This window comes from Dyadobacter crusticola DSM 16708 (assembly GCF_000701505.1).
GTDB lineage: Bacteria > Bacteroidota > Bacteroidia > Cytophagales > Spirosomataceae > Dyadobacter > Dyadobacter crusticola.
The window spans coordinates 23302-45179 of record NZ_JNJB01000007.1 but is presented as its reverse complement, the minus strand read 5'-3'; the positions used below and the strand labels follow the sequence as shown (position 1 = coordinate 45179).

The 21878-nt window shown below is 48.4% G+C and carries 20 protein-coding genes and 1 other annotated feature (1 of these 21 running past the window's edge); of the genes, 13 read left to right on the top strand and 7 right to left on the bottom strand.

Annotation, left to right across the window (positions count from 1 at the left end; genetic code table 11):
• Positions 1 to 104: 104 nt before the first annotated feature.
• Positions 105 to 2378, bottom strand: a complete 2274-nt coding sequence (katG, locus tag Q369_RS0110705) for a catalase/peroxidase HPI (RefSeq protein WP_031527803.1) — start codon at positions 2376 to 2378, stop codon at positions 105 to 107.
• 301 nt (positions 2379 to 2679) lie between these two features.
• On the opposite strand from katG, the gene Q369_RS27640 reads away from it, so the two are divergent.
• The gene (locus Q369_RS27640) at positions 2680 to 2922 is read left to right on the top strand and encodes a (2Fe-2S)-binding protein (protein ID WP_035333300.1); all 243 of its coding nucleotides are present in this window, start codon (positions 2680 to 2682) and stop codon (positions 2920 to 2922) included.
• Positions 2923 to 3073: 151 nt separating this feature from the next.
• Here the strand turns inward: Q369_RS27640 and Q369_RS0110695 are convergent, their stop codons facing one another.
• Complete coding sequence (locus Q369_RS0110695; RefSeq protein ID WP_084165719.1) at positions 3074 to 5680, bottom strand: ABC transporter permease; 2607 nt, start codon at positions 5678 to 5680, stop codon at positions 3074 to 3076.
• Entirely contained in the window at positions 5677 to 6015 is a 339-nt protein-coding gene (locus Q369_RS0110690; RefSeq protein ID WP_031527801.1) for a PadR family transcriptional regulator, read from the bottom strand. The genes Q369_RS0110695 and Q369_RS0110690 overlap by 4 nt, the downstream gene beginning before the upstream one ends.
• Before the next feature lie 313 nt (positions 6016 to 6328).
• Between Q369_RS0110690 and Q369_RS0110680 the strand changes: the two genes are divergently transcribed.
• On the top strand, positions 6329 to 7393 hold the full coding sequence (locus Q369_RS0110680) for an NAD(P)-dependent alcohol dehydrogenase (protein WP_310588985.1): 1065 nt from the start codon (positions 6329 to 6331) through the stop codon (positions 7391 to 7393).
• 171 nt (positions 7394 to 7564) lie between these two features.
• Entirely contained in the window at positions 7565 to 8230 is a 666-nt protein-coding gene (locus Q369_RS0110675) for a CPBP family intramembrane glutamic endopeptidase (RefSeq protein WP_031527798.1), read from the top strand.
• A 56-nt stretch (positions 8231 to 8286) separates the two neighbouring features.
• Here Q369_RS0110675 and Q369_RS0110670 read toward each other — a convergent pair whose 3' ends face one another.
• The 3 genes from Q369_RS0110670 to Q369_RS0110655 all read right to left on the bottom strand — a co-directional run bounded on the left by Q369_RS0110670 (position 8287) and on the right by Q369_RS0110655 (position 13355).
• Positions 8287 to 10413, bottom strand: a complete 2127-nt coding sequence (locus Q369_RS0110670) for a type IA DNA topoisomerase (RefSeq protein ID WP_031527797.1) — start codon at positions 10411 to 10413, stop codon at positions 8287 to 8289.
• 361 nt (positions 10414 to 10774) lie between these two features.
• Positions 10775 to 11797, bottom strand: coding sequence for an LLM class flavin-dependent oxidoreductase (locus Q369_RS0110660; RefSeq protein ID WP_031527796.1), 1023 nt, complete (start codon positions 11795 to 11797; stop codon positions 10775 to 10777).
• A 190-nt stretch (positions 11798 to 11987) separates the two neighbouring features.
• The gene (locus Q369_RS0110655) at positions 11988 to 13355 is read right to left on the bottom strand and encodes an MATE family efflux transporter (protein ID WP_031527795.1); all 1368 of its coding nucleotides are present in this window, start codon (positions 13353 to 13355) and stop codon (positions 11988 to 11990) included.
• Between the two features lie 211 nt (positions 13356 to 13566).
• Here Q369_RS0110655 and Q369_RS0110650 point away from each other — a divergent pair, with 211 nt between their 5' ends.
• From Q369_RS0110650 to Q369_RS0110640, 3 genes are all read left to right on the top strand, one after another.
• On the top strand, positions 13567 to 14391 hold the full coding sequence (locus Q369_RS0110650) for a helix-turn-helix transcriptional regulator (protein WP_051664019.1): 825 nt from the start codon (positions 13567 to 13569) through the stop codon (positions 14389 to 14391).
• A 92-nt stretch (positions 14392 to 14483) separates the two neighbouring features.
• Positions 14484 to 14924 carry a nuclear transport factor 2 family protein gene (locus tag Q369_RS0110645; protein ID WP_031527793.1) on the top strand — a complete coding sequence of 147 codons (441 nt, stop codon included), beginning with the start codon at positions 14484 to 14486 and terminating at the stop codon, positions 14922 to 14924.
• A 175-nt stretch (positions 14925 to 15099) separates the two neighbouring features.
• Positions 15100 to 15648 (top strand): DedA family protein, encoded by a 549-nt coding sequence (locus tag Q369_RS0110640; RefSeq protein ID WP_169739249.1) that lies wholly within the window; start codon positions 15100 to 15102, stop codon positions 15646 to 15648.
• Positions 15649 to 15672: 24 nt separating this feature from the next.
• Here Q369_RS0110640 and Q369_RS0110635 read toward each other — a convergent pair whose 3' ends face one another.
• Positions 15673 to 16053, bottom strand: coding sequence for a winged helix-turn-helix transcriptional regulator (locus Q369_RS0110635; protein WP_229206801.1), 381 nt, complete (start codon positions 16051 to 16053; stop codon positions 15673 to 15675).
• A gap of 115 nt (positions 16054 to 16168) precedes the next feature.
• Between Q369_RS0110635 and Q369_RS0110630 the strand changes: the two genes are divergently transcribed.
• The 7 genes from Q369_RS0110630 (at position 16169) to Q369_RS0110605 (ending at position 21369) form a co-directional block, all read left to right on the top strand.
• The gene (locus Q369_RS0110630) at positions 16169 to 17053 is read left to right on the top strand and encodes an SDR family oxidoreductase (RefSeq protein WP_031527790.1); all 885 of its coding nucleotides are present in this window, start codon (positions 16169 to 16171) and stop codon (positions 17051 to 17053) included.
• 129 nt (positions 17054 to 17182) lie between these two features.
• Entirely contained in the window at positions 17183 to 17575 is a 393-nt protein-coding gene (locus tag Q369_RS0110625) for a RidA family protein (RefSeq protein WP_031527789.1), read from the top strand.
• A 73-nt stretch (positions 17576 to 17648) separates the two neighbouring features.
• Positions 17649 to 18638: a helix-turn-helix transcriptional regulator gene (locus tag Q369_RS0110620; RefSeq protein ID WP_051664017.1), complete on the top strand. Its 990-nt coding sequence runs from the start codon at positions 17649 to 17651 to the stop codon at positions 18636 to 18638.
• A 134-nt stretch (positions 18639 to 18772) separates the two neighbouring features.
• Positions 18773 to 18994, top strand: coding sequence for an NAD(P)H-binding protein (locus Q369_RS29375; protein ID WP_205624311.1), 222 nt, complete (start codon positions 18773 to 18775; stop codon positions 18992 to 18994).
• A gap of 220 nt (positions 18995 to 19214) precedes the next feature.
• Positions 19215 to 19676 carry a Rossmann-fold NAD(P)-binding domain-containing protein gene (locus Q369_RS29370; RefSeq protein WP_205624310.1) on the top strand — a complete coding sequence of 154 codons (462 nt, stop codon included), beginning with the start codon at positions 19215 to 19217 and terminating at the stop codon, positions 19674 to 19676.
• A 7-nt stretch (positions 19677 to 19683) separates the two neighbouring features.
• Positions 19684 to 20421, top strand: coding sequence for an SDR family oxidoreductase (locus Q369_RS0110610; protein WP_031527787.1), 738 nt, complete (start codon positions 19684 to 19686; stop codon positions 20419 to 20421).
• A 33-nt stretch (positions 20422 to 20454) separates the two neighbouring features.
• Entirely contained in the window at positions 20455 to 21369 is a 915-nt protein-coding gene (locus Q369_RS0110605) for a helix-turn-helix domain-containing protein (RefSeq protein WP_031527786.1), read from the top strand.
• A 398-nt stretch (positions 21370 to 21767) separates the two neighbouring features.
• Positions 21768 to 21878 (bottom strand) — a sequence feature (16S ribosomal RNA rRNA prediction is too short) (it continues 230 nt past the right edge of the window).

The following is a 21878-nucleotide window of genomic DNA, read 5'->3' as shown; positions in this document are numbered from 1 at the left end:
TACTTTCAGACACAAAATTTACGCATTTCGCTGCATTGCTTCAATATAAAAAACGCCCGGGATCGACCCGGGCGCTCACATCATTCTCTATAATAACTTGGCTGTCAGGCCAGATCAAATCTGTCCAGGTTCATGACCTTGTTCCAGGCTGCCACAAAGTCTTTTACAAACTTACTTTGTGCATCTGCACTTGCATATACTTCGGCGATCGCCCGCAGCTCGGAGTTTGAACCGAAAACCAGGTCTGCGCGTGTTGCAGTCCATTTAGGTTGTCCGCTCGTGCGATCGGTGCCAAGATACAATTCCCTGTCTTCGCCCATTGCTTTCCACGCCGTGCGCATATCGAGCAGGTTAACGAAGAAATCATTGGTAAGTACGCCCGGGCGTGATGTGAACACACCATTTTTGGAACCGTCGAAATTGGTGCTCAATGCGCGCATTCCACCTACCAGAACCGTCAGTTCAGGTGCTGAAAGTGTAAGCAATTGTGCTTTGTCGATCAGTAACTCTTCGGTAGATACCTCCGCTTTGGTCTGGCGGTAGTTGCGGAACCCGTCAGCAGCCGGTTCGAGGTAAGATACCGATTCGATATCTGTCTGTTCTTGCGAAGCGTCGGTCCGTCCGGGTGTGAAAGGAACTATAATCGCGTGCCCTGCATCCTGAGCTGCCTTTTCAACACCTGCGCAGCCAGCCAGCACAATCAGGTCAGCCAGTGAGACTTTCTTTCCGCCCGTCTGAATGCTGTTAAATTCGCCTTGAATGCTTTCCAGGGTACTCAGTACTTTTTGCAGCTGCACCGGATTATTTACCTCCCATTCTCTCTGAGGCGCAAGCCTGATGCGCGCACCATTCGCGCCGCCACGCTTGTCGGAACCACGGAAAGTACTTGCAGATGCCCAGGCAGTAGATACCAGCTCAGATACAGTCAGCCCGGAAGCCAGGATATTCGATTTTAATGCGGCAACATCTGCGTCATCGATCAATGCATGGTCGACAGCAGGAACCGGATCTTGCCAGATCAACACTTCGTCCGGTACCTCAGGACCCAGGTAGCGGGCGCGAGGGCCCATATCGCGGTGCGTCAATTTGAACCAGGCACGGGCAAATGCATCTGCAAATGCATCCGGGTTTTCAAGGAAGTGCCGGGATATTTTCTCGTAAGCCGGATCAAACCTCAATGCAAGATCGGTCGTAAGCATAGTCGGCGCATGTTTCCTCGAATTGTCGTATGCATCCGGAATAATATGCTCCGCATCTTTGGCAACCCATTGGTGTGCGCCGCCGGGGCTTTTTGTCAGTTCCCATTCAAACCCAAAAAGGTTTTCAAAGAAGTTGTTGCTCCATTGGGTGGGCGTCTTGGTCCACGTTACTTCCAGTCCGCTGGTAATTGTATCGGGTCCGTTACCTGAGCCAAAGCTGTTTCTCCATCCCAAACCCTGCAGTTCCACATCAGCAGCTTCGGGCTCTTTCCCTACGTGCTCAGACGGTGCTGCTCCGTGTGTTTTACCAAAACTATGACCACCCGCAATCAGTGCAACAGTCTCTTCATCGTTCATCGCCATGCGGCCGAATGTATCGCGGATATCGCGTGCAGATGCAATAGGGTCAGGAGTTCCGTCCGGACCTTCGGGATTTACATATATAAGGCCCATGTGTGCTGCGGCAAGCGGCTTTTCCAGATTGCGTGAGTGAATGCCACGACCTGCGTCTTCATCAGAAGAAACCACGCCCTCACCAGCTACACCCGGAACACCCTGCGGATAGCGGCGGTCATTACCAAGCCAGGTTTTCTCCGATCCCCAGTAAACGTCCTCATCCGGTTCCCAAACATCTGCGCGTCCACCGGCAAATCCGAATGTCTTGAAGCCCATTGATTCAAGCGCCACATTCCCGGTCAGGATCATTAAGTCAGCCCAGGAGAGTTTATTTCCATATTTTTGTTTGATCGGCCAAAGCAAACGCCGCGCTTTGTCAAGACTTACGTTGTCGGGCCAGCTGTTAAGCGGAGCAAAACGCTGCTGTCCCGAACCACCGCCTCCGCGACCATCGAACACGCGGTAGGTACCTGCACTATGCCACGCCATGCGGACAAACAATGGACCATAGTGCCCGAAGTCTGCCGGCCACCAATCCTGAGAGTCAGTCATAAGTGCGTGCAAATCCTGCTTTACAGCTGCCAGGTCAAGAGTCTTGAACGCTTCTGCATAGTCGAAGTCCTCGCCCATTGGGTTTGTCTTGGAAGAATGCTGACGCAAAATGTTCAGTTTGAGCTGGTTCGGCCACCAGTCACGGTTACGTGTACCGCCTCCGCCTACATTGTTGTTCATAGTGCCGTTATGAAACGGGCATTTACTAATGTCGTTCGATTCTTTTTCCATTTTGTAAGTTCACGATTTACTGTCAACACCTGCACCGGATATCAATGCAGGCCGGCAAGATATATAATTGAAGATTATATTGAAAATTGATTGATTCTATCATTCAATAGATTATCTCTATCAGCATGTAAGCCGATTTCTTTCCAGTATAAAGCACATCGGAGTGGAAGAATACCTATCGAGCATTTCATCGGTTTTGCGTAAAAACCGGTTTGCGAAAGCTTTTCAGGGGAATGAATACGAAACTGTTGTTGTCTTTGCTGGTAGTTGAGGCCGGCACCTTTCTTTTGGCTCAAATCTCATGACTTCATTCACAATCGTTTTCAACGGAAAGGAATACCAGGTGCAAGCGGGCGAGAACCGGCATTTCTCTTTGATGAGCCTGATATCTGAGCAGCTGGCGATCCCCGGCTTTGGACTTTGCTCTGGAATGGGAAGCTGCGGCACGTGCATCGTCGAAATGAATGGCCGAAATGCATTGTCGTGCTCAGTGGCGATTGATCATTCACTCGCCAACGCGGTTATCAGGATTGAACAACCCTGACAACCGCATTCAGGAAACAATCCTGCTGTAAGCTATGGCCGTGCCTGAAATTTAGTGCCGCGTGGTCAGGTAGTAGGAAACAATAAGTCAATGGAACTGCTCTTCTTTGTGTTTGACCAGGTTAAACATTATCGAACATAATTCCCGCCAGTTACTCGCTCCTTAAACTTTTAACCGGGTTCATCAATGCAGCTTTGATACTTTGAAAACTGACCCTCAGCAAAGCAATGGAAGCTGCCAGCGCACCCGCCAGGACAAACACCCACCAGTCGATACTTGTTTGATAGGCAAAGTCCTGCAACCATTTGTGCATTGCATACCACGCAATGGGCGACGCCACAACAATCGCGATCAGGATCAGTTTCAAAAAATCCTGTGAAAGCAAGGCCACCACACCCGCCACAGTCGCGCCCAGCACTTTTCTGACACCAATTTCTTTGTTCCGCTGCTCTGCCATGAAAGCCGACAAACCGTAAAGTCCCAGGCAGGATATGAAGATTGCCAGGCCTGCAAAAAGATTGAATATGTTGCCCATCTGCTGCTCGCTGCGATATAGATTATCCAGGTCGTTGTCCAGAAAGCCGTAAGTAAACGGATAAGCGGGGTTCAGCTGTGCATTAATTTGGCTGAGCGCCTGAATAGTAGCTTCGTTGCTGCCAGCCCTGGCACGCACAATGACATGTCCACCCCACCTGTTCAGCCTGAGCACGAGCGGCTCGACCTCGTGCTGTAAAGACTTAAAGTGAAAATCTTTTACAACCCCGACGATAGTCCCCTTGGCTTCGCTGAACACGATATCCTGTCCCACCGCATTTTGCAGGTTCATTCCCATTACCTGCATTGCTTTTTCATTGATGATATAATTGGAACTATCGCCAGAGAATGCGCGGGAAAAGCCGCGGCCCGCCAGTATTTTGGTTCTAAAAACATCAACAAAGTGCTCATCAACGTCCAGCGAAGGTACAACCAGCTCGTTCTTCGTCACCTGCCCCGGCCATTCCAGGTCTGTCGTGCCGGTAGTCAGCGCGGTTGGTAAGTCTGAGATAATGGAAAAATCGGCGGTGAGCGGTTCCTGGGACAATGCGGCTTTCAGACTCTGCTGCTTTCCCCATATTTCTCCTGTCATCGGCACGTAAAGAAGGTTGGATTTGTCAAAGCCCAGGTTTCTGTTTTTGATAAAATTCAGCTGCTTGTACACGACCGAAGTTCCTACGAGCAACACGATTGCTACGACAAACTGCCCCACTACCAGTCCGTTCCTGAAAAGAAGATTGGCGCCTGCAACCCTCATCTTGCCTTTCAAAACCTTAACGGGAGCAAATCCGGACAAAAACAAAGCTGGATAGCTGCCCGAGATCAGGCCCGTCAGGAGAGCAATTCCGCCCAAAGCGAGCCAGAGCTCGCCGTCGAGCAATTGAATGGCAAGTTCCTTCTCTGTCAGCATTTTGAAAATCGGCAGCATCAGAAAAACGATCCCGATTGCAATGAAAAGCGACAGAAATGAGAAGATCAGCGACTCGCCCAGAAATTGGAACACCAGCTGGTAGCGCCCAGCTCCTACTACCTTGCGCAGCCCCACTTCCTTCGCGCGGCGCTCTGAACGGGCAGTGGCCAGGTTCATGAAATTGATACATGCCACAATCAGTATGAAAATCGCTACCACGAAAAATATGTTGACATACTGGATATTACCGTGTCCCGCCAGGTCGATTTGAAGGTCGGAATGCAAGTGAATGGCGGTCAGAGGCTGCAAATGAAAATCGATCTTCAACGTTTGTCCGTGCGCCTTATAGATCTCAAACATCCGTCCGGCGAGCCTATTCAAGCCTGAGGGCGACATATCCGTCTTTTCAGCAAGTCTGAAATAGGTGTAAAAATTGAAGTTTCCCCAGGTATCCGTCTGCAAATCCCGGTCTCTCCTGGCGAGGTTTGACATAGGGATAATCACATCAAACTGCAAGTGCGAGTTGGAAGGCGCATTGGCCAGGACACCCGCTACCCTGAGGTTCTCCTGATTGTTTCTCCTGAGGATTTTGCCCAATGCATCTTCATTCCCGAAATACTTTCTGGCCATGTCCTCCGTGATCAGCAATGCACCCGGATCGCTGAGCGCCGTTGCTGCATCCCCTTTCAGCAAAGCGAAGGAAAACACGCGGAGGAAATTGGAATCGGCAAAAAAGACGCGTTTTTCTTCAAACTTCTTATCACCCGCTTCAAAAAGGCTGGTGTGGGGCTTACTAAGCCGCACACTGGTTTCGATTTGCGGCATTTGCTGCTGCATACCGCGCGCAACACCCGCCGGGCTAACTGCCGCTTTGAAATCGCCGGCATTGCAGGTAAGCCTGAAAAGCCGGTCTGCCTCCGCGTGAAAGCGATCGTAGCTCAGCTCGTTTTGTACCCAAAGCAGAATGAGGATGCTACATGCCATTCCAATGGATAGGCCCGAGATATTCAGTATCGAATAGGCTTTCTGGCGGACAATGTTGCGCCACGCGATTTTGAAGTAATTTTTAAGCATAGCAGGATTCAAGATGAAAGGTCGGTCGTATTCGTATTCACTATGCCGCCTCCTTACGAATGGCGGGAGCACGGAGATCACATTCAGAAGATAACGGAGTACTGCCTGCGCCTTTCCCGAGTGCCGGTACCAGTGGGCATAAAGTTCGTCCAGGTCGCCTTCTGTTTCTTCCAGCGTATTATCCGGATGCAACCACCTGAGCACGTGCCGGGCCCAGCGGGGAGGCTGTGGTGTGTTCATATTGAACTGATGTTTAATGCATTGTCGGGCATCATTTGCCAAAGCTTGCTCCGCAGATCCTGGATATCCCGGAGCGCCGCGGCCCCGAGCGCTGTTACTTTAAAAAGCCTTTTCCGTCGCCCGCCGCGCTCCGTGGTAGCGCCGCCGAGCTCGGAGCGGACAAAGCCCTTTTCTTCCAGGCGGATCAGCGTGTTATGAATAGCCCCCAATGTGACTACCCGCCCCGTATGTTGCTCAATTTCCTGACTTACGGTCACCCCGTAAGCCTGACCGTCGAGAATGGCGATCATCAGTAAAACGAGTTCTTCAAATTCTCCCAGATAGGTACGTCGCATCAGGCTGGTGTATTAGTTTATATTTTATAGTACAAATATGTGCCACTTGTCAAAAACAGCCAGATAGTGCGTGAAAGCGCAATTTGAATGGATTTTCAAAAAGATATTTGTTCGGGAAAGAACGTGCGGTGTCCGAAATTGGACAATGCAAAAAGCCGCAATCCGGTTAGCCTTGATTTTCTTACTAATCTGTTTGAATGTCTTTATATTTCACCTGGGACGCTTACCGAAATTTGTCAGCACATTTCGCACCAGTTTGCAGGCGCGGTACAGATTTGTTAGCAATGCAATACACATCCATTTAACTACTAATATGATAGATACAATCAACGTAAAAGCTTACGGAACAGAAGCGGCGGATGCGGATCTCGACCAGCTGGACATTCACCGTAGAAAACCGACAGCACACGATGTCGAAATTGACATTCTCTACTGCGGCGTGTGCCATTCCGACCTGCATACCATACGCAATGAGTGGCATGGGACCCAGTATCCATGCGTACCCGGCCACGAGATCGTGGGCAAGATCGTCAGTGTCGGAGAACACGTTACGAAGTTTAAAGTAGGCGATGTTGTGGGTGTGGGCTGCCTTGTGGACTCCTGCCGCGAATGCCAGTACTGCCAGGAAGGATTGGAACAATTTTGCGAGCCCGGCGCTACGCAGACTTACAACTCACCGGACAAGTACCTGGACACACCCACTTTCGGCGGGTACTCGGAACGCGTTGTGGTAGATGAGAATTTCGTACTTCGCATTCCCGAGAATCTTGACCTTGCTGCTACGGCCCCGTTGTTGTGTGCAGGAATCACCACTTACTCGCCGCTGCGGCACTGGAATGTGGGCCCGGGTAAAAAGGTGGGGGTAGTCGGTATTGGCGGGCTTGGTCATATGGCGATCAAAATTGCAAAAGCAATGGGCGCTGAGGTTGTTGCATTTACTACATCCGAAGCCAAGTTCGGCGAAGCGAAGCGTCTGGGAGCGGACGAGGTGGTATTGTCGAAAGATGCAGATCAAATGGCCGCATTTCGCGGAAAGCTGCACTTTATTCTGGATGCAGTGTCGGCGGAGCATGACATTAATGCGTACCTGAATTTGTTACGCGTGGACGGATCACTGGCGCTGGTTGGCGCACCTGAGCATCCGCTGCCTGTGGCCGCATTCAGCCTGATAATTGGTCGCAAGAGCTTCGCAGGTTCCATGATCGGCGGTATCGCTGAAACGCAGGAAATGCTTGATTTCTGTGGAGAGCACAACATCGTTGCCGATATCGAAATGATCGATATGCAGGATATCAACGAAGCTTACGAAAGATTACTCAAAGGCGACGTGCAGTATAGGTTTGTTATTGACATGGCGTCTTTGAAAAGCGAAGCTTAGGAAATTGGCTGGTATTGAAACAGGGAAATATAGAGCTGGGGAACACAGCGGAACACCAGCTCTACAATCTAAAATAATTACATAAGTTGACGAATATTGCCGACTTGTGCTAGTAACGCTGTTAGCTGCCTCAAAAACCAAAGCTACATTCGAAAGATCTGATAATTGGCAATGCAAGAATCACAAGAGGTCAGTACAAAATACAAACTCCAACGGATCTTGCTGGCATACCTGGCCGTTGTGCTATTCAAATTTATTTACGCGAATTTTCTTGTGTTTTTGAAGAGCAAAGGTCTGATCGGCGAGGCAGAACGGGCGAGCTCCATGCGGACACTCTCTTCTGCCTGGATCACTCTGTCTTTCCTTTTTGAAGTCGCCATTGCCGGACCGATCATGGAGGAACTGGCGTTCAGGGGCACGATTGTGCATGTGCGCAGGGTTGTAGTGATATCTTCCGTGTTCCTGCTCTACATGCTGGCGGCCCGTTTCACCGGCGTCAATTTCTATGTGCCCGGCATGGATTCGGGTTTGATCTTCGTGCTCGCTGCGTTGTTTGTTTTTCTGTTCAGTAAGCCGATCAGTGGCGCTTTGATTAGTGTGACGGGCAAAAACCGCATTGCAACCATATTGATCAGTTCTGCCTGCTTTGCTTTATGGCACCACTCTAATTTCAATTTCAGCCAGGCAAATGCATTTGAGATCACGTTGAACCTCCTTCCACATTTCGTTTCAGGTATCCTCTTTGCATTCGTCGCCCTGCGTTATGGTATCCAATGGAGCATCTTACTGCACATGCTGAACAATGCGGTGCCGGTGATCGTGGTGCTCGCTACCTAGCTGCGAGAAAGGTAAGTATGTGCCTCCATTCAGGAATCGCTGTTAGCCGCGCCGGGCTATCCCACTTCGAAGTTGAAATCACCGTTCATGACGAGCTTAGCGTCGGTAGTTTCGGGATTTCCGGGGATCTGCAAGCCTTTTATCCTGGCTGTTTTTCCTTTGCTCAACAAATCATAAACATGCTTGTCGGTCAGCTTTTTACCTAAAAATTCAAATGGAATCTTGAAGCCGCATACCTGAAAGTTAGAGCAGCCGTACGCTGTTTTTCCTCTTTTCAGTAAATGCGCTTTGCATTTTGGACAGGTTAGGGATTCAATGTGAATCTCTTCTTTGGACTCTTTCGGCTTGGCAGGCTTCTTCTCTTTTACTTCTTTTTCAACTTCCGCCGGAGCCTCTTCTGCTATGCTGATCGCACGTCCGCGGTTATTTTTCACTTCCTGCGTCAGGTCCACGACCATCTGGATCAGTTCCTGCTTGAACGTATCCATGGAGTACTCGCCTTTTTCAATCAGCCGCAGCTTGCGTTCCCAGTTTCCGGTCAGTTCCGCGCTTTTGAGCAGCTCGTTCTGGATCGTGTCGATCAGGTCGATACCGGTTTGTGTGGCGAAAATATTCTTCTTTTTCTTTTCAATGTAGCGCCTCTTGAAGAGCGTTTCGATGATGTTGGCCCGGGTGGAAGGTCTTCCGATACCATTGTCTTTCAGGAGCTCCCGCATTTCTTCGTCTTCTACTTGCTTGCCGGCTGTTTCCATAGCGCGGAGCAATGTAGCTTCTGTATATGCTTTCGGAGGCGTGGTTTTCCCCTGGTGCACGCGCGGCTTGTGCAGGCCTCTTTCACCTGCTTCAAAATTGGGCATCAGCTTCTCTTCTTCCGCAGCTTCCTTTTTTGCGCTTGCATCATTGGCATACAAAACACGCCAGCCAGGTTCGAGGATCTGCTTTCCCGTCGCCTTGAATTCCACCTGTCCGACTTTCCCTAAAACCGTCGTGTTAGAAACCTTGCATTCAGGATAAAACACGGCGATAAAACGGCGTGCGATCAGGTCATAAATCCGTTTTTCATCCTGACTAACGTGGCTCGGCAGCACGCCCGTGGGGATAATGGCATGGTGATCTGTTACCTTTTTATCATCAAAAACGGCCTTCGACTTTGGAATTGGTTTTTCCAGCAGCGGCGCAGTGAATTGCGCATAGTAGGTAAGTTCCCTGAGTATCCCTTCGATTTTCGGATGCAGATCTTCGGACAGATAAGTGGTATCTACCCTCGGGTACGTGATGAACTTCTTTTCGTAAAGATTTTGCGTGTGCTTTAATGTGTCTTCGGCCGAGTAGCCGTATTTTTTGTTCGCCTCTACCTGCAGGCCGGTCAGGTCAAATAGCTTGGGGTTTCCCTCTTTTCCTTCTTTCTTTTCAAAAGAGGTTATTTCAAAATCGTGTTGAAGCAAGTATGCGAGGCCTTTGTTTGCTTTCTCTTCGTTTCTGATCCGGTCAATGGTTGCTGTGAATTCCGTCTCCCGGTAAATGGTTTTTAATTCCCAATATTCTTCCGAAACAAATGCATTGATTTCTTTTTGCCGCTGCACGATGAGCGCGAGGGTTGGTGTTTGTACGCGACCAATGCTCAGTACCACTTTCCCCTGACCGAATTTTTTGGTAAAAAGTCGGGTCGCATTCATACCGAGCAGCCAGTCACCGATCGCGCGGGCGCTGCCGGCTGCATACAAGTTGTTGTAAACCTCGCTGTCTTTCAACTTTTCAAAACCCTCACGGATCGCCTGCTCTGTCAGTGAAGAAATCCAGAGGCGCTTGACAGGCACATTGCATTTGGCTTTCAGCAAAACCCATCGCTGGATCAGCTCTCCCTCCTGCCCTGCATCCCCGCAATTGATCACCTCTTCGCACTGACTGACCAGACTTTCAATTACGGCAAACTGCTTCAATGCACCCGCATTGTCGATCAGCTTGATACCAAAGCTCGACGGGATCATGGGCAGATCTTCCAGCCGCCAAGCTTTCCAGCGTTCCGTATAGTCGTGAGGCTCTTTCAATGTACAAAAATGCCCGAATGTCCAGGTTACCTGGTACCCGTTACCTTCGTAGTAACCGTCTCGTCGCTGGTTGGCCCCGATCACTCCCGCAATATCCTTCGCAACGCTGGGCTTTTCAGCAATACACACTTTCATGACTGTGGAACTTACTTAGTCGATTGCTTCCTGCTTTTGATCAGAAAATAGACCGAAGCAACAAATGTTAGCAAATACACAACACCCAACGCTGGCTTTTCGAACTGCAGGGTTTGAAAATCAAATTGTTTGTATAAAGTGACGCCAAGAATGATAGCCACGATAGCCCAGATCGGATTCATCTTAAAGATTGGTTTAGCAGGAGTTTAGGCGAAAGTACAAAAAATGAGGTCTTGAATAACCTAGTAAATCGAACAATGCACGTCCTCGTGCCAAACCCAATCAACTCATTGCACCAAAATAACAAGTGGCAACCAGCTTTGCACCGGTTGCCACGAAAATCAAATTCCAATTCAAAAACTCAGCGCCAGCCTAATCCGGGTGCTACATGCTCCAAGATAGAAGAGAGCACATGCACATTGTAGTCTACGCCCAGTGTATTGGGGATTGTCAATAAAACAGTATCTGCTTCCTGGATCGCTTCGTCCTGTGCTAAATCCTTGATAAGCTGATCAGGTTCAGCGGCATAGCTTCTGCCGAAGATAGCGCGTTTGTCCTGTTCGATCATTCCGATCTTATCTCTTCGATTTGATTCCTGTCCGAAAAGATAGCGGTCCTGATCGTTTACCAATGCGAAAATAGACCGGCTTACCGACACCCTGGGCTCTCGCTGGTGCCCCGCTTTTTTCCAGGCCTCCTTATACAACCTGATCTGCTCTGCCTGTTGAATGTGAAAAGGCTTGCCACTTTCATCGAACTTCAATGTAGAACTTTGAAGGTTCATTCCGTTTTCAGCCGCCCAAACAGCAGTAGCGTTGGAACCAGCACCCCACCAGATTCGCTCCCGCAGTTCCTCAGAATAGGGTTCGAGACGCAGCAGGCCCGGCGGGTTCGGAAACATTGGGTACGGATTCGGCTCAGCGAAACCAACGCCATTCAACCTTTCAAGAAATTCCAGCGCTTTGCGGCGTCCCATGTCCGCGTCGGTCTCTCCGTCTGCTGGTTCGTATCCGAAATAGCGCCACCCGTCGATAACCTGTTCCGGCGATCCTCTGCTGATGCCCAGTTGCAATCGCCCTTCCGAGATCAGGTCCGCGGCTCCGGCGTCCTCCACCATATACAAAGGGTTTTCGTAACGCATATCAATAACGCCGGTCCCAATTTCGATTTTGCTGGTTTTTGCACCAACGGCCGCCAGCAATGGAAATGGCGAAGCAAGCTGTGCTGCAAAATGGTGTACCCGAAAGTAAGCGCCATCTAAACCAATTTCTTCGGCAGCAACAGCCAGGTCAATGGATTGGAGCAATGTGTCGCTCGCTGTCCGGGCGTTGTATGCCGGGTGATTTGCCCAGTGCCCGAACGATAGAAATCCTATTTTTTTCATATTAGTATTTATAGAGTAGGCTCAGGTTTAGAAAGAATATAATGCGTTAAAAGTTCCTGATGTGCTTCGTGGACCATAATCGCAATCATTCACTAAAACATCTTCACGCTGAGTCGTTACTAATTTGCTGTTACTATAATGGACTGACGGAAATACACGAGCTTGACAAGTAAGTATTTACGGTATCGGACTAGCTATTTTGCAGGATTGCATCGGCGGTATAATAGCGCTTTTTGTAACAAAAGGTATAAGCTGCAATGGCGATAAACGCCAGAATCTCCGACAGGGACCGGGACAGCCAAATGCCGGGCAGACCCAAATAGTTTGGCAGGATCGCAAGGGCGGGTACTACCAGCAGGAGTCCCTTCAGAAGATTAACAGAAAGAGAAGCAATCGTTTTCCCGGTACTTTGCAAGAAGGCTGCAAGCAGGTAGTTAGGGCCGGCTGCCAGAAACAGCAGGAAGTACAAATTCATTGCGTGACTGGCAGTTTCGCGGTAAGCCATACTTTGATCCCCGGAAAATAGCCGAATGAGCTGATCGGACAGCAATAAACCGCTACCAGCCGCTATAATCCCCAAAAACAATGTAAAGCCCAGGGAGAACCGTAAGGTATCCAGCACCCGCTGCGGCTGTTTTGCGCCGATATTGAATGACATAATCGGAAGCGCGGCAATCATAGCAGCCGTAAACGGCCGGATGAGCAGAAAGCTAAGGTAGTTGACTAATCCAAAAGCAGCCACAGCAGTTGCGCCGTAAGGTATCAATGCCTGATTGATAAACAGCAGGCCGGAAGAAAATGCGATTTCAGACGCAAATGAAGGTAAGCCGATTTTGAAGTACTCTTTCCATTGCGAAAGTTTCAAAGTGAAGCGGAAGCAAGAAAAGCCAAAATGAGTTTTGCCTTTTGAAATAAAAACAAAGAGGTAGGCAGCACCACACGTTAATGCAATCGCTGTTGCAATGGAAGCGCCTTCCACGCCCATATCCAGAACGAGAACGAGTATCAGATCCAGAACGATATTGACAGCCGCAGCTAAAACCGAGGCATTTCTTGTGACTTTAGGCTCATTGTTGGCGCGGACGAAATTCCCCCATACCATTCCAAGAAAGAAGACCGGCAGACTAACCAGCTGCCAGAAAGCATAATCAGCAGTATTCTTAGTTAGCAATGAATTTTCTGATCCAGCCAGAAAACGGGCAAGCGGCACTGAGAAAAACGGCGCGCAAATGGCCACGAAGCCGCCGATTATAATAACCAAAGTGGTGGCGAACTGAAATACCTGTTGTACACTCTCAAAGTCGCCAGCACCAATCCCGTTGCCAATCAGCACTCCACCGCCAATCATAATGGGCAAGCTCAATGCCACCAGAATGATAACCACCGGACCGAATAAACCTACCGCTGCCAGCCCTTCCTTTCCAACCTGCTGTCCGAGTATAATCCCATTAATCACCTGGTGAAGAATGGAAGACAGCAGGCTGATAATCGCAGGGCCATAATTTTGAAAAAACAGATATCTTACGGGCGCATGCCCGAGCTGGTTAGTAGCTGACACGGGGATATTTTCAGATTTGGGGGCGCAAATGTACTACTATTCCCAAGCTTTGCAAGCTGGGTTATAGGTACCGTACTGTTTTACAATACATTTCAGAGGGAGCAGAATTCACAGTGGTTGTTGTATCATTCACTGTCTGTATCCAGAAGTAAAAAGGAAGAGATTAAACATTTACTGCACAGTTAATCCCACCCTAACCCATATATGCGATATGATCTACAAGATTTATACACCTTCATTGCATGTTCAGCAGTATGTCAGTCACTATCATCTGCTTCATTTTGACCTGAAAGGAAGTGCTGTTGATCCTGTTAAGCTGTACTATCCCCGCCCTGAGCAATGTCTCACTTTTGATATAATAGGTCGTGTGATTGGGGAGAACACAAATACGGGCGTAACGCAAAAACGCAGTTTCAGTTATCTGTCCCGCCAACAGACCTCTGCCTTTAACCTTCGGTTTGAAAGTGAGTACATGATGCTGAAAATTGTATTTAAGCCTGGCAGTCTGTATCGGCTCCTCGGAATACCTATGAATGAACTGGTTGAAAATTATTTAGACGCAGAACAAGTCATCCCTGCCGATGTGAGCGCGGTCAATGAGATGTTATTGGAGGCGGCGGATTACGGTGGCATCATTCAGGTTATTGAACGCTACTTGACCGGCAAAATCAAACAAGTGAATGAACGGCTGCGCCCAAGGGATCGGATTTACGATTTGCTGGAAAGTGCCCGGCCTGGTCATTCCCTGGAATGGCTCGCGGATCAGGCTTGTTTGTCAGCAAGGCAGCTACAAAGAAAGTACATTCAATATGTCGGCGTCAGTCCGGTCGTTTTTCAACGTATTCAACGCTTTAACTACGCTATGAACCTGAAAGAGGCTGATATGGCAAACAGCTGGCTAACCATTGCCCTCCAATGCGGGTACTCCGATTTGCAACACCTCATTAAGGATTTCAAACAATTCTCCTCAGTTACGCCTTCCGCCCTCATTCAGGAGGAATCAGTCAGCATTCATAAAAAGCTGCATCTAGCCTAGGTTGTCGTTTTTTTACACCTGACCAATCGGTTGAACAATTTATTTTGCACGACTTACTCACTGATAAGGCGGCATTTACAAAATCACGACTTATGTACAACGCTCTTTTTTCCATTCTCATGCTGTGTAGCCGCGCGTTATCAGCCCAAACTGATCCTGAGTCCCTAATCAGGGCGCTGGAACAGCAAGAAGCCGTTGCGGTGTTGAAGGGTGACACAAACGCATTGTACCAAAAATTATGGGCACCCGAATTCGTTGTAAACAATCCGGCGAATGTGGTTGTATCTAAAAAAGATATTACTCTTCTGATCAGATCCGGGAAATTGGATTATGAAGATTTTGCAAGAATTATTGAGAAGATAACTATTGTGAATCAAACTGCTATTGTGATGGGACGCGAGGAGATAAAGCCGCAGGGCGTCACTGATCACGCTGGCGCAAAGCTGACGCGGCGGTTCACAAACGTGTGGCTAAAAAGGAATGGGACCTGGCAGTTGATCGGACGACAGGCAACCGTTTCTGCAATCAGATAACCCGGTTGTAAAATCACGAATGGGAGCACAACCCACTTTTAGAAAAAGTCGGGCGGACCTACCTGGCAAGGATTTGTTATGACTTGTGATCATCAACAAGCAGCCAGTGCCGGATATGACCTCCCTGATTGAAGAATTTATTAGCCAAGCCGGTTATTTCGCAATTTTCCTTTTAATGCTCCTGGAAAATGTTTTTCCACCTCTTCCTTCGGAGATTATCCTGTCGCTCAGCGGAATGGCGGCTGTGGAAGGTGAGATAAATCCTATCCTGGCGGTACTTTCCGCCACTTTCGGTTCACTGGCCGGGGCTGGTTTCTGGTATTGGGTAGGGAATAAAGTCGGACACGATCGTTTGGAGAAATGGATTATTCGGAACGGAGTTTGGATCGGACTCTCGGAAGATTCATACCAAAAAGCGCTTCGGTTTTTCGACAGGCACGCGGCGGTTGCTGTCTTCTGGGGAAGAATGGTGCCAACTTTCAGGACTTTCATATCCATTCCCGCCGGACTGGTGAAGATGAAACTTGCGAAATTCCTGATCTACACCTTCATAGGTACACTGTTATGGTCGTCAATCGTCTTTTTTGCCGCATTCTACTTTGGCAATAAATACCAGGGCGCTTTTGACACTGTCGGGAAGGTGTTTAATTTCATTTTCTTGGGTTTAATCCTGCTTTATGCCGTGCAGCTTGTCAGAAGTTGGATCAGACGCAAACACCGCTGACTGTCAGGTGAAATGCCGTTTTATCTACTCCACTCCTTTTTTTATCACATGTGAACGATGGGTCATTCCCCAATCAATCATGGAATCAATCACATCGGCGATATCTTTACCGGATTCAGTCAGCTGGTATTCGATCAGGACGGGTGTCTGATTATAGACCACCCGCTGTACAACACCATTGGCTTCCAGTTCTTTAAGTTCTTTTGATAGCATCCTGGGCGTGATCTTTTCGGTTTTTTCCAGCAGATCTTTGAACCGGTTTACACCACGCAACAGCGATGCGATAATCGGCAGCTTCCACTTTCCGTTGATCACATTGAGTGTGTCTGTGAGTGCCAGAATGTAGCTACGCGGACACTGCGGCCCCTTCTCTGCCCCAACAAATTCTTTAAACTTGGTCATCATCAACTATTTATGTATCTCAGTATACAAAAGTATATCAATATTATATGAGAACAAAGTATATAAAGTATACCTGCATGGGTACCTTTATGTATCATCTCATAAAACAGGTAGCAAAATGATTTTAGTAACAGGCGCAACTGGTCAATTCGGCGCTCATGCAATCGACCATCTTTTGAAAAAGCGGGTTAATCCTTCCAACATTTCAGCATTGGTCAGAGACGCAGCCAAGGCCAAAGTACTTCAAGAAAAAGGCATCAGCATCAGAATCGGCGACTACACCGATCATCATTCGCTGGTGAATGCTTTCAGCGATGTGGAGAAAATATTACTGGTGTCCAGCAACGACAGGCAGGCTTTTGAGAACCGCACAAATCACCACATCAATGTGATCAATGCAGCTAAGGAAGCTGGTGTTAAGCACATCACTTACACGTCTTTTATCAGAAAACCAGACTTTGAGCACTCCGCAATCGCTGCCTTTCAAAACTCGCACGTGGAATCAGAAACAGTGTTAAAGAATAGCGGGATCGAGTATACCATTCTTCGAAACGGAATATACCTGGAAATGATACCTGTCTTCTCCGGTGAGCAGGTGGCTGATAAAGGTTCCATTCTATTCCCTGCTGATTATGGGAAAGCCAGCTATGTACTGCGGGAAGAACTGGCAGAAGCTGCTGCGCATGTTTTGACCTCGGACGGCCACGTTAACAGGGTTTATCAGCTGACAAATGGAGCATCTTATTCTTTTTACGACATCGCCGGTGAGCTATCTAGGGTCTTGGGAAAAGAGGTTTTGTACAAAACGCCTCCGGTCGCGGAATTTGAATCAACGCTGAAAAGCCTTGGTGTTCCGGAACAATATATTGGAATGTTCACCATGTGGGCCGTCGCTATCTCACAAGGTACAATGGACGTGAATGATCCCACGCTGGAAACCTTTCTGGGCAGAAAGCCGATGACAATGGGAGATTTCATTAGTAAAGTTTACGCCAGAAACTAGGCTTTGTATTCAGTTTGGAAGTTTATTAAATAAATTTTTTCTCACTAAAACAGGTATGACATAGGGCTGTCACCCGGTCGGTTGAAATTTGTGGAAACAAAAAACAATTAAACGTTACCACAAACAAAAATGGAAAAGAACACAACCGATCCCTGGGAATGGGGTAAGTACACGAATTCGGTACAAGCAGTCGAAGTGAAACAGCCGGCTGGAACGCTTTACTGTTCGGGGCAAGTTGCAATGGACGCTAATGGCCAGCCACTTGCGGGCGATATGAATGCGCAACTTGAGCTGACTATCCGAAACCTGGAACAACTTATCACCGAGGCAGGATACGAACCCGGCGGCATCGTCAGACTGAATGTTTACACCACTTCGACGCAGGAATTTTTTACAAGCTGCTTGCAAACTTATCAAACCTGGATTGCCAATCACGGCATCAAGCAAGCAACTACCCTGCTTGAAGTTAAGAACCTTTTTGGTGGACTTACCATCGAACTGGAGGCTACTGTGGTAAAGTAATTTGCTATCTTGACCAGATTAAAAGAGCCCGGCTGCGGGCTCTTTTGCATAGCCGCTAAATCTAACTGATCTTATGATCGACTCCGAAGTTACCCGTCTCTCCCGCTTAGTAGCCCTGCTTACTCTGCTGCAGACAAAACGGACAGTGACTGCGACCGAACTTGCAGAGCGCTTCTCGGTGAGCACCCGCACTATTTACCGTGACATCCGGACGCTCGAAAGTGCGGGAATACCCATTGTCACCCAGGAGGGAAAAGGCTATGCAATGCTGGAAGGATACCGCCTTCCGCCAGTCATGTTTACCCGTGAAGAAGCGATCTCACTGCTCACAGCCGAAAAGCTTGCATCAAGACTGACAGATACTGCAACTGCCCGGCTAAGTGGCGCGGCAATGGATAAAGTCCGGGCGGCACTCCGCCATTCAGATCGCGACCATTTGGAAACAATAGCTCCCTATATCCATGTAATGGAGCCAGCCAGCGCGTCAGAGCGACCTAACACGTATCAGCAGCTGGTCACCGCCGTCACATCTCACCGGGTTGTATGCATTGGTTATCAGGCTGCGGAATCCGGAGAAGCTACCATGCGTGACATTGAACCTATCGGTCTGTATCTCAGCCAGCACTGGCATGTGGTAGCATATTGCAGGCTCCGGCAAGCATTCAGAGATTTCAGACTTGACCGCATCAACAGCCTCGCAATGGGCGATGAGGTGTTCCCTGCACGTCAGGAAACACTGCAACAATATTGGGCTGACGAAGCTAAAAGAAGAGACCAGGAGAAAGTGGTGATCCACTTCAACCCTTCCATGTTGCTGCCTGCCCAGGTTCAGCATTTTCATGACACCAAGCATAGATATGGTTGGACGCACGAACAAGCGCTGGCAGATGGAAGCCTGGAAGTTTTACTTCTTGTAGGCTCTCTCCCTTATCTGGCAACCTGGTTGCTGCCGTTTGCCGGAGCTATAAAAGTTATCGAGCCTGTGCCGTTGCTAGAACATTTATCCCTGCTCGCCAAACAAGTGCATGATTCATTTTATATGGACGGTAACTTGAATTCTTAAAACAATGGGCGTTGGCCGCCTCTCAGGCGCCCGCTAACTTTCTTTACCCTCAATTTTGTTATAAACTCAGTCGATTCTGTTAGATCTGCTTTTTGGCGGCTGCACAACTTTGCACTATCAAAAAACAGAACATTATGAAAATCGTAATCACTGGCTCACTGGGCAACATCAGTAAGCCGTTGGCAGAAGAATTGATCCGAAAGAAACATGCGGTTACCATCATCAGCAGTAAAGCAGAGCGCCACGTGGCGATTGAAGCATTGGGTGCGAGAGTGGCAATCGGTACCATACAGGACGCAGAATTTCTCACAGAAACTTTCAAAGGCGCCGACATCGTGTATTTGATGGAAGCATGAAGGTATCGGCAGCGTTTTTGATAAAAACGTAGATTTTGTTGCTGCTTTTACGAGGATAGCAAACAACTATAGGCAAGCAGTTGAGACTTCCGGCGTAAAGCAGATTGTACATTTAAGTAGCATCGGAGCTCATACTAACAAAGAGATTGGCAGCCTTTATCTGCATAATACAGTTGAGACCATCCTGAACCAGCTACCGGACAACGTCTCAATCAAATTCATGCGACCGGTCGGTTTTTATACCAACCTATACAAGTTCATAGCCTCGATCAAATCCCAATCGGCGATCATACAAACTTATGGAGGTGACCAGAAGGAGCCCTGGGTTTCCCCGCTGGACATTGCGGCTGTGGTAGCTGAGGAAATGGAAAAACCATTCAATGGCAGGTCAGTGCATTACCTGGCTAGTGAAGAATTGTCTCCCAACGAGATCGCGAAAACAATCGGTGAAGCTATTGGTATGCCCGATTTGGAATGGCAGGTGATTCCGCGTGAAAAAATGCTGCAACAAATGCTGGATGCAGGCATGAACGAATGGATCGCAAACGGCATGGTTCAAATGCAAGCGGCGCAACAAAACGGAAGTCTGTACGAAGACTTTTACCGCAACAAACCAACCTGGGGCCAAGTGAAGCTGGCCGATTTCGCAAAAGAATTTGCATTGACATATCACAAACAATAGAGTAATCATGAAAAAAGTTTTGATCACCGGAGCGAACAAAGGTGTTGGCTTTGAAACAGCACGGCAGCTTCTCAGACAGGGCTACTATGTATTCCTCGGAAGCCGCGTTTTAGAAAACGGCTGGAAAGCAATAGGAAAGTTGCAAGCAGAAGGCCTGGACAATGTAGAGGCGATCCAGTTGGATGTAACGGACGGAGCGTCTGTACTGGCCGCCCGCAACATCATTGGAGATAAAACAGATGTATTGGATGTGCTGATTAACAATGCCGGGATCAATGGTGGAATGCCGCAGTCGGCTTTGGAGGCGAGTATTGAACAGTTTAAAGCGGTATTTGATACCAATTTATACGGGGTTGTCCGGGTAACGCAAGCATTTATCGACCTGCTGCGCAATGCACCAGCGCCCCGCATTGTAAATGTATCATCAAGTGGATGCTCCCTAACGCTGCACGGCGATCCATCCTGGAAATATTATAGTCACAAAGCAGCAGTATACCCCGCATCAAAAGCTGCAATGAATATGTACACCATAGATTTAGCTTACGTGCTGCGGGATACCCCATTCAAAGTTAATGCAGTTTGTCCAGGCTTTGTCGCTACTGATTTTAATGCGCACCGGGGCACCGGAACAGTTCAGGAAGGCGGCGCACGGATCGCCAAATACGCAATGATTGGCAGCGATGATCCAACCGGGCAATTTTTTAGCGAAGAATATAACCCGGAAACAGGCGTAACTCCCTGGTAGGTTATTCAGGTTAAAGTTCAATATCTTTAAACTATGAAAACAGCAGCTCCTGCTTTGTACAAATTTGAATCTTTGACCGACTTTCATCGGGTGTTCGGGCTTTTCAAGCCTGTGCACCCGATGGTAAGTTTTATCAACATTAAAGACATGACGATCAACCCTGGTGCATTACCGCCGTCGATTGTTATGCCTTTTTATAAGATCGCCTATAAAGCAACCCTTGGCGGAAAAGCCAAATACGGGCAGAACTTCTATGACTTCGGCGAAGGTGGTTTGGTATTTACAGCACCCGGGCAAATCCTTGAAGGCCCCAGCGGCAATGCAAGCTCCGGCTACATATTGCTTGTTCACCCCGACTTTTTACTATCCTACCCGCTGGCAAGCACAATTAAACAGTTTGGCTTTTTCACCTATGCTGCCAATGAGGCATTACATCTTTCAGACAAAGAGCGTACTGCTATTTTCTCAGTTTTCAATATCATTGAAGAAGAACTAAACAGCAGGATCGATCACTTTAGTCAGGACGTACTAGTCTCACAGATCGAGCTTTTACTTAATTACAGCAACCGGTTTTATGGTCGTCAATTTATTACCAGAAAAGCAGCTAACAATAATTTGCTGCAAAATATCGAGGACATCTTAGACGAGTATTTCACAAAAGGCAATGCAGCTGAGAGCGGGATTCCAACAGTTCAGGTGCTGGCAGAAAAACTCGGAATGTCGGCAAGTTATCTTAGTGATATGCTGCGCTCCCTAACAGGAGAAAACGCGCAGCATCATATCCATGAAAAGATTATTGAAAAAGCGAAAGAAAAATTGTCGACCTCAGATATGTCTGTTTCTGAAATCGCTTACGAGCTCGGATTCGAGTACCCGCAGTCTTTCAGTCGCCTGTTCAAAATCAAAACCAGTCTTTCTCCACTTGCTTTCAGGCAGTCTTTCAATTGAAAGGGTTAAAGGCTTAATCCGGACAGAGATATTTACCTTTTCTGAACAGCGCAACGCATCGGCATCCGCATACCCTCTCTGGCCCGGAACGGATAGTGAACCTGGGAACACGAAGGTCTCAGGCATAAAAAACGCCTACATTTCTGCAAGGCGTTTAGGTATTGATAGTATTGTGGCGACTACCTGCGCGGCCCGACCTACTTTGCCAGGTTTGATCCGTGCCGAACAGGCCAAGTATCATCGGCGGTTCTGGGCTAGACACCCGCGGCTCAACTTCTCCGCGCGGGACGGGGCGCGCAGTCTGGCAAGAGGCAAACACCAGGTCTTATGCACAAAAAACGCCTTACATTTCTGCAAGGCGCTTTTGTATTAGTAATGGTATTGTGGCGACTACCTGTGCGGCCCGACCTACTTTACCCGGCTTGCTTCGCGCCGCGCGGGCCAGGTATCATCTGCGGTTCTGGGCTAGCCCCCCGGCTCAACTTCTCTGCGCGGGACGGGACGCGCAG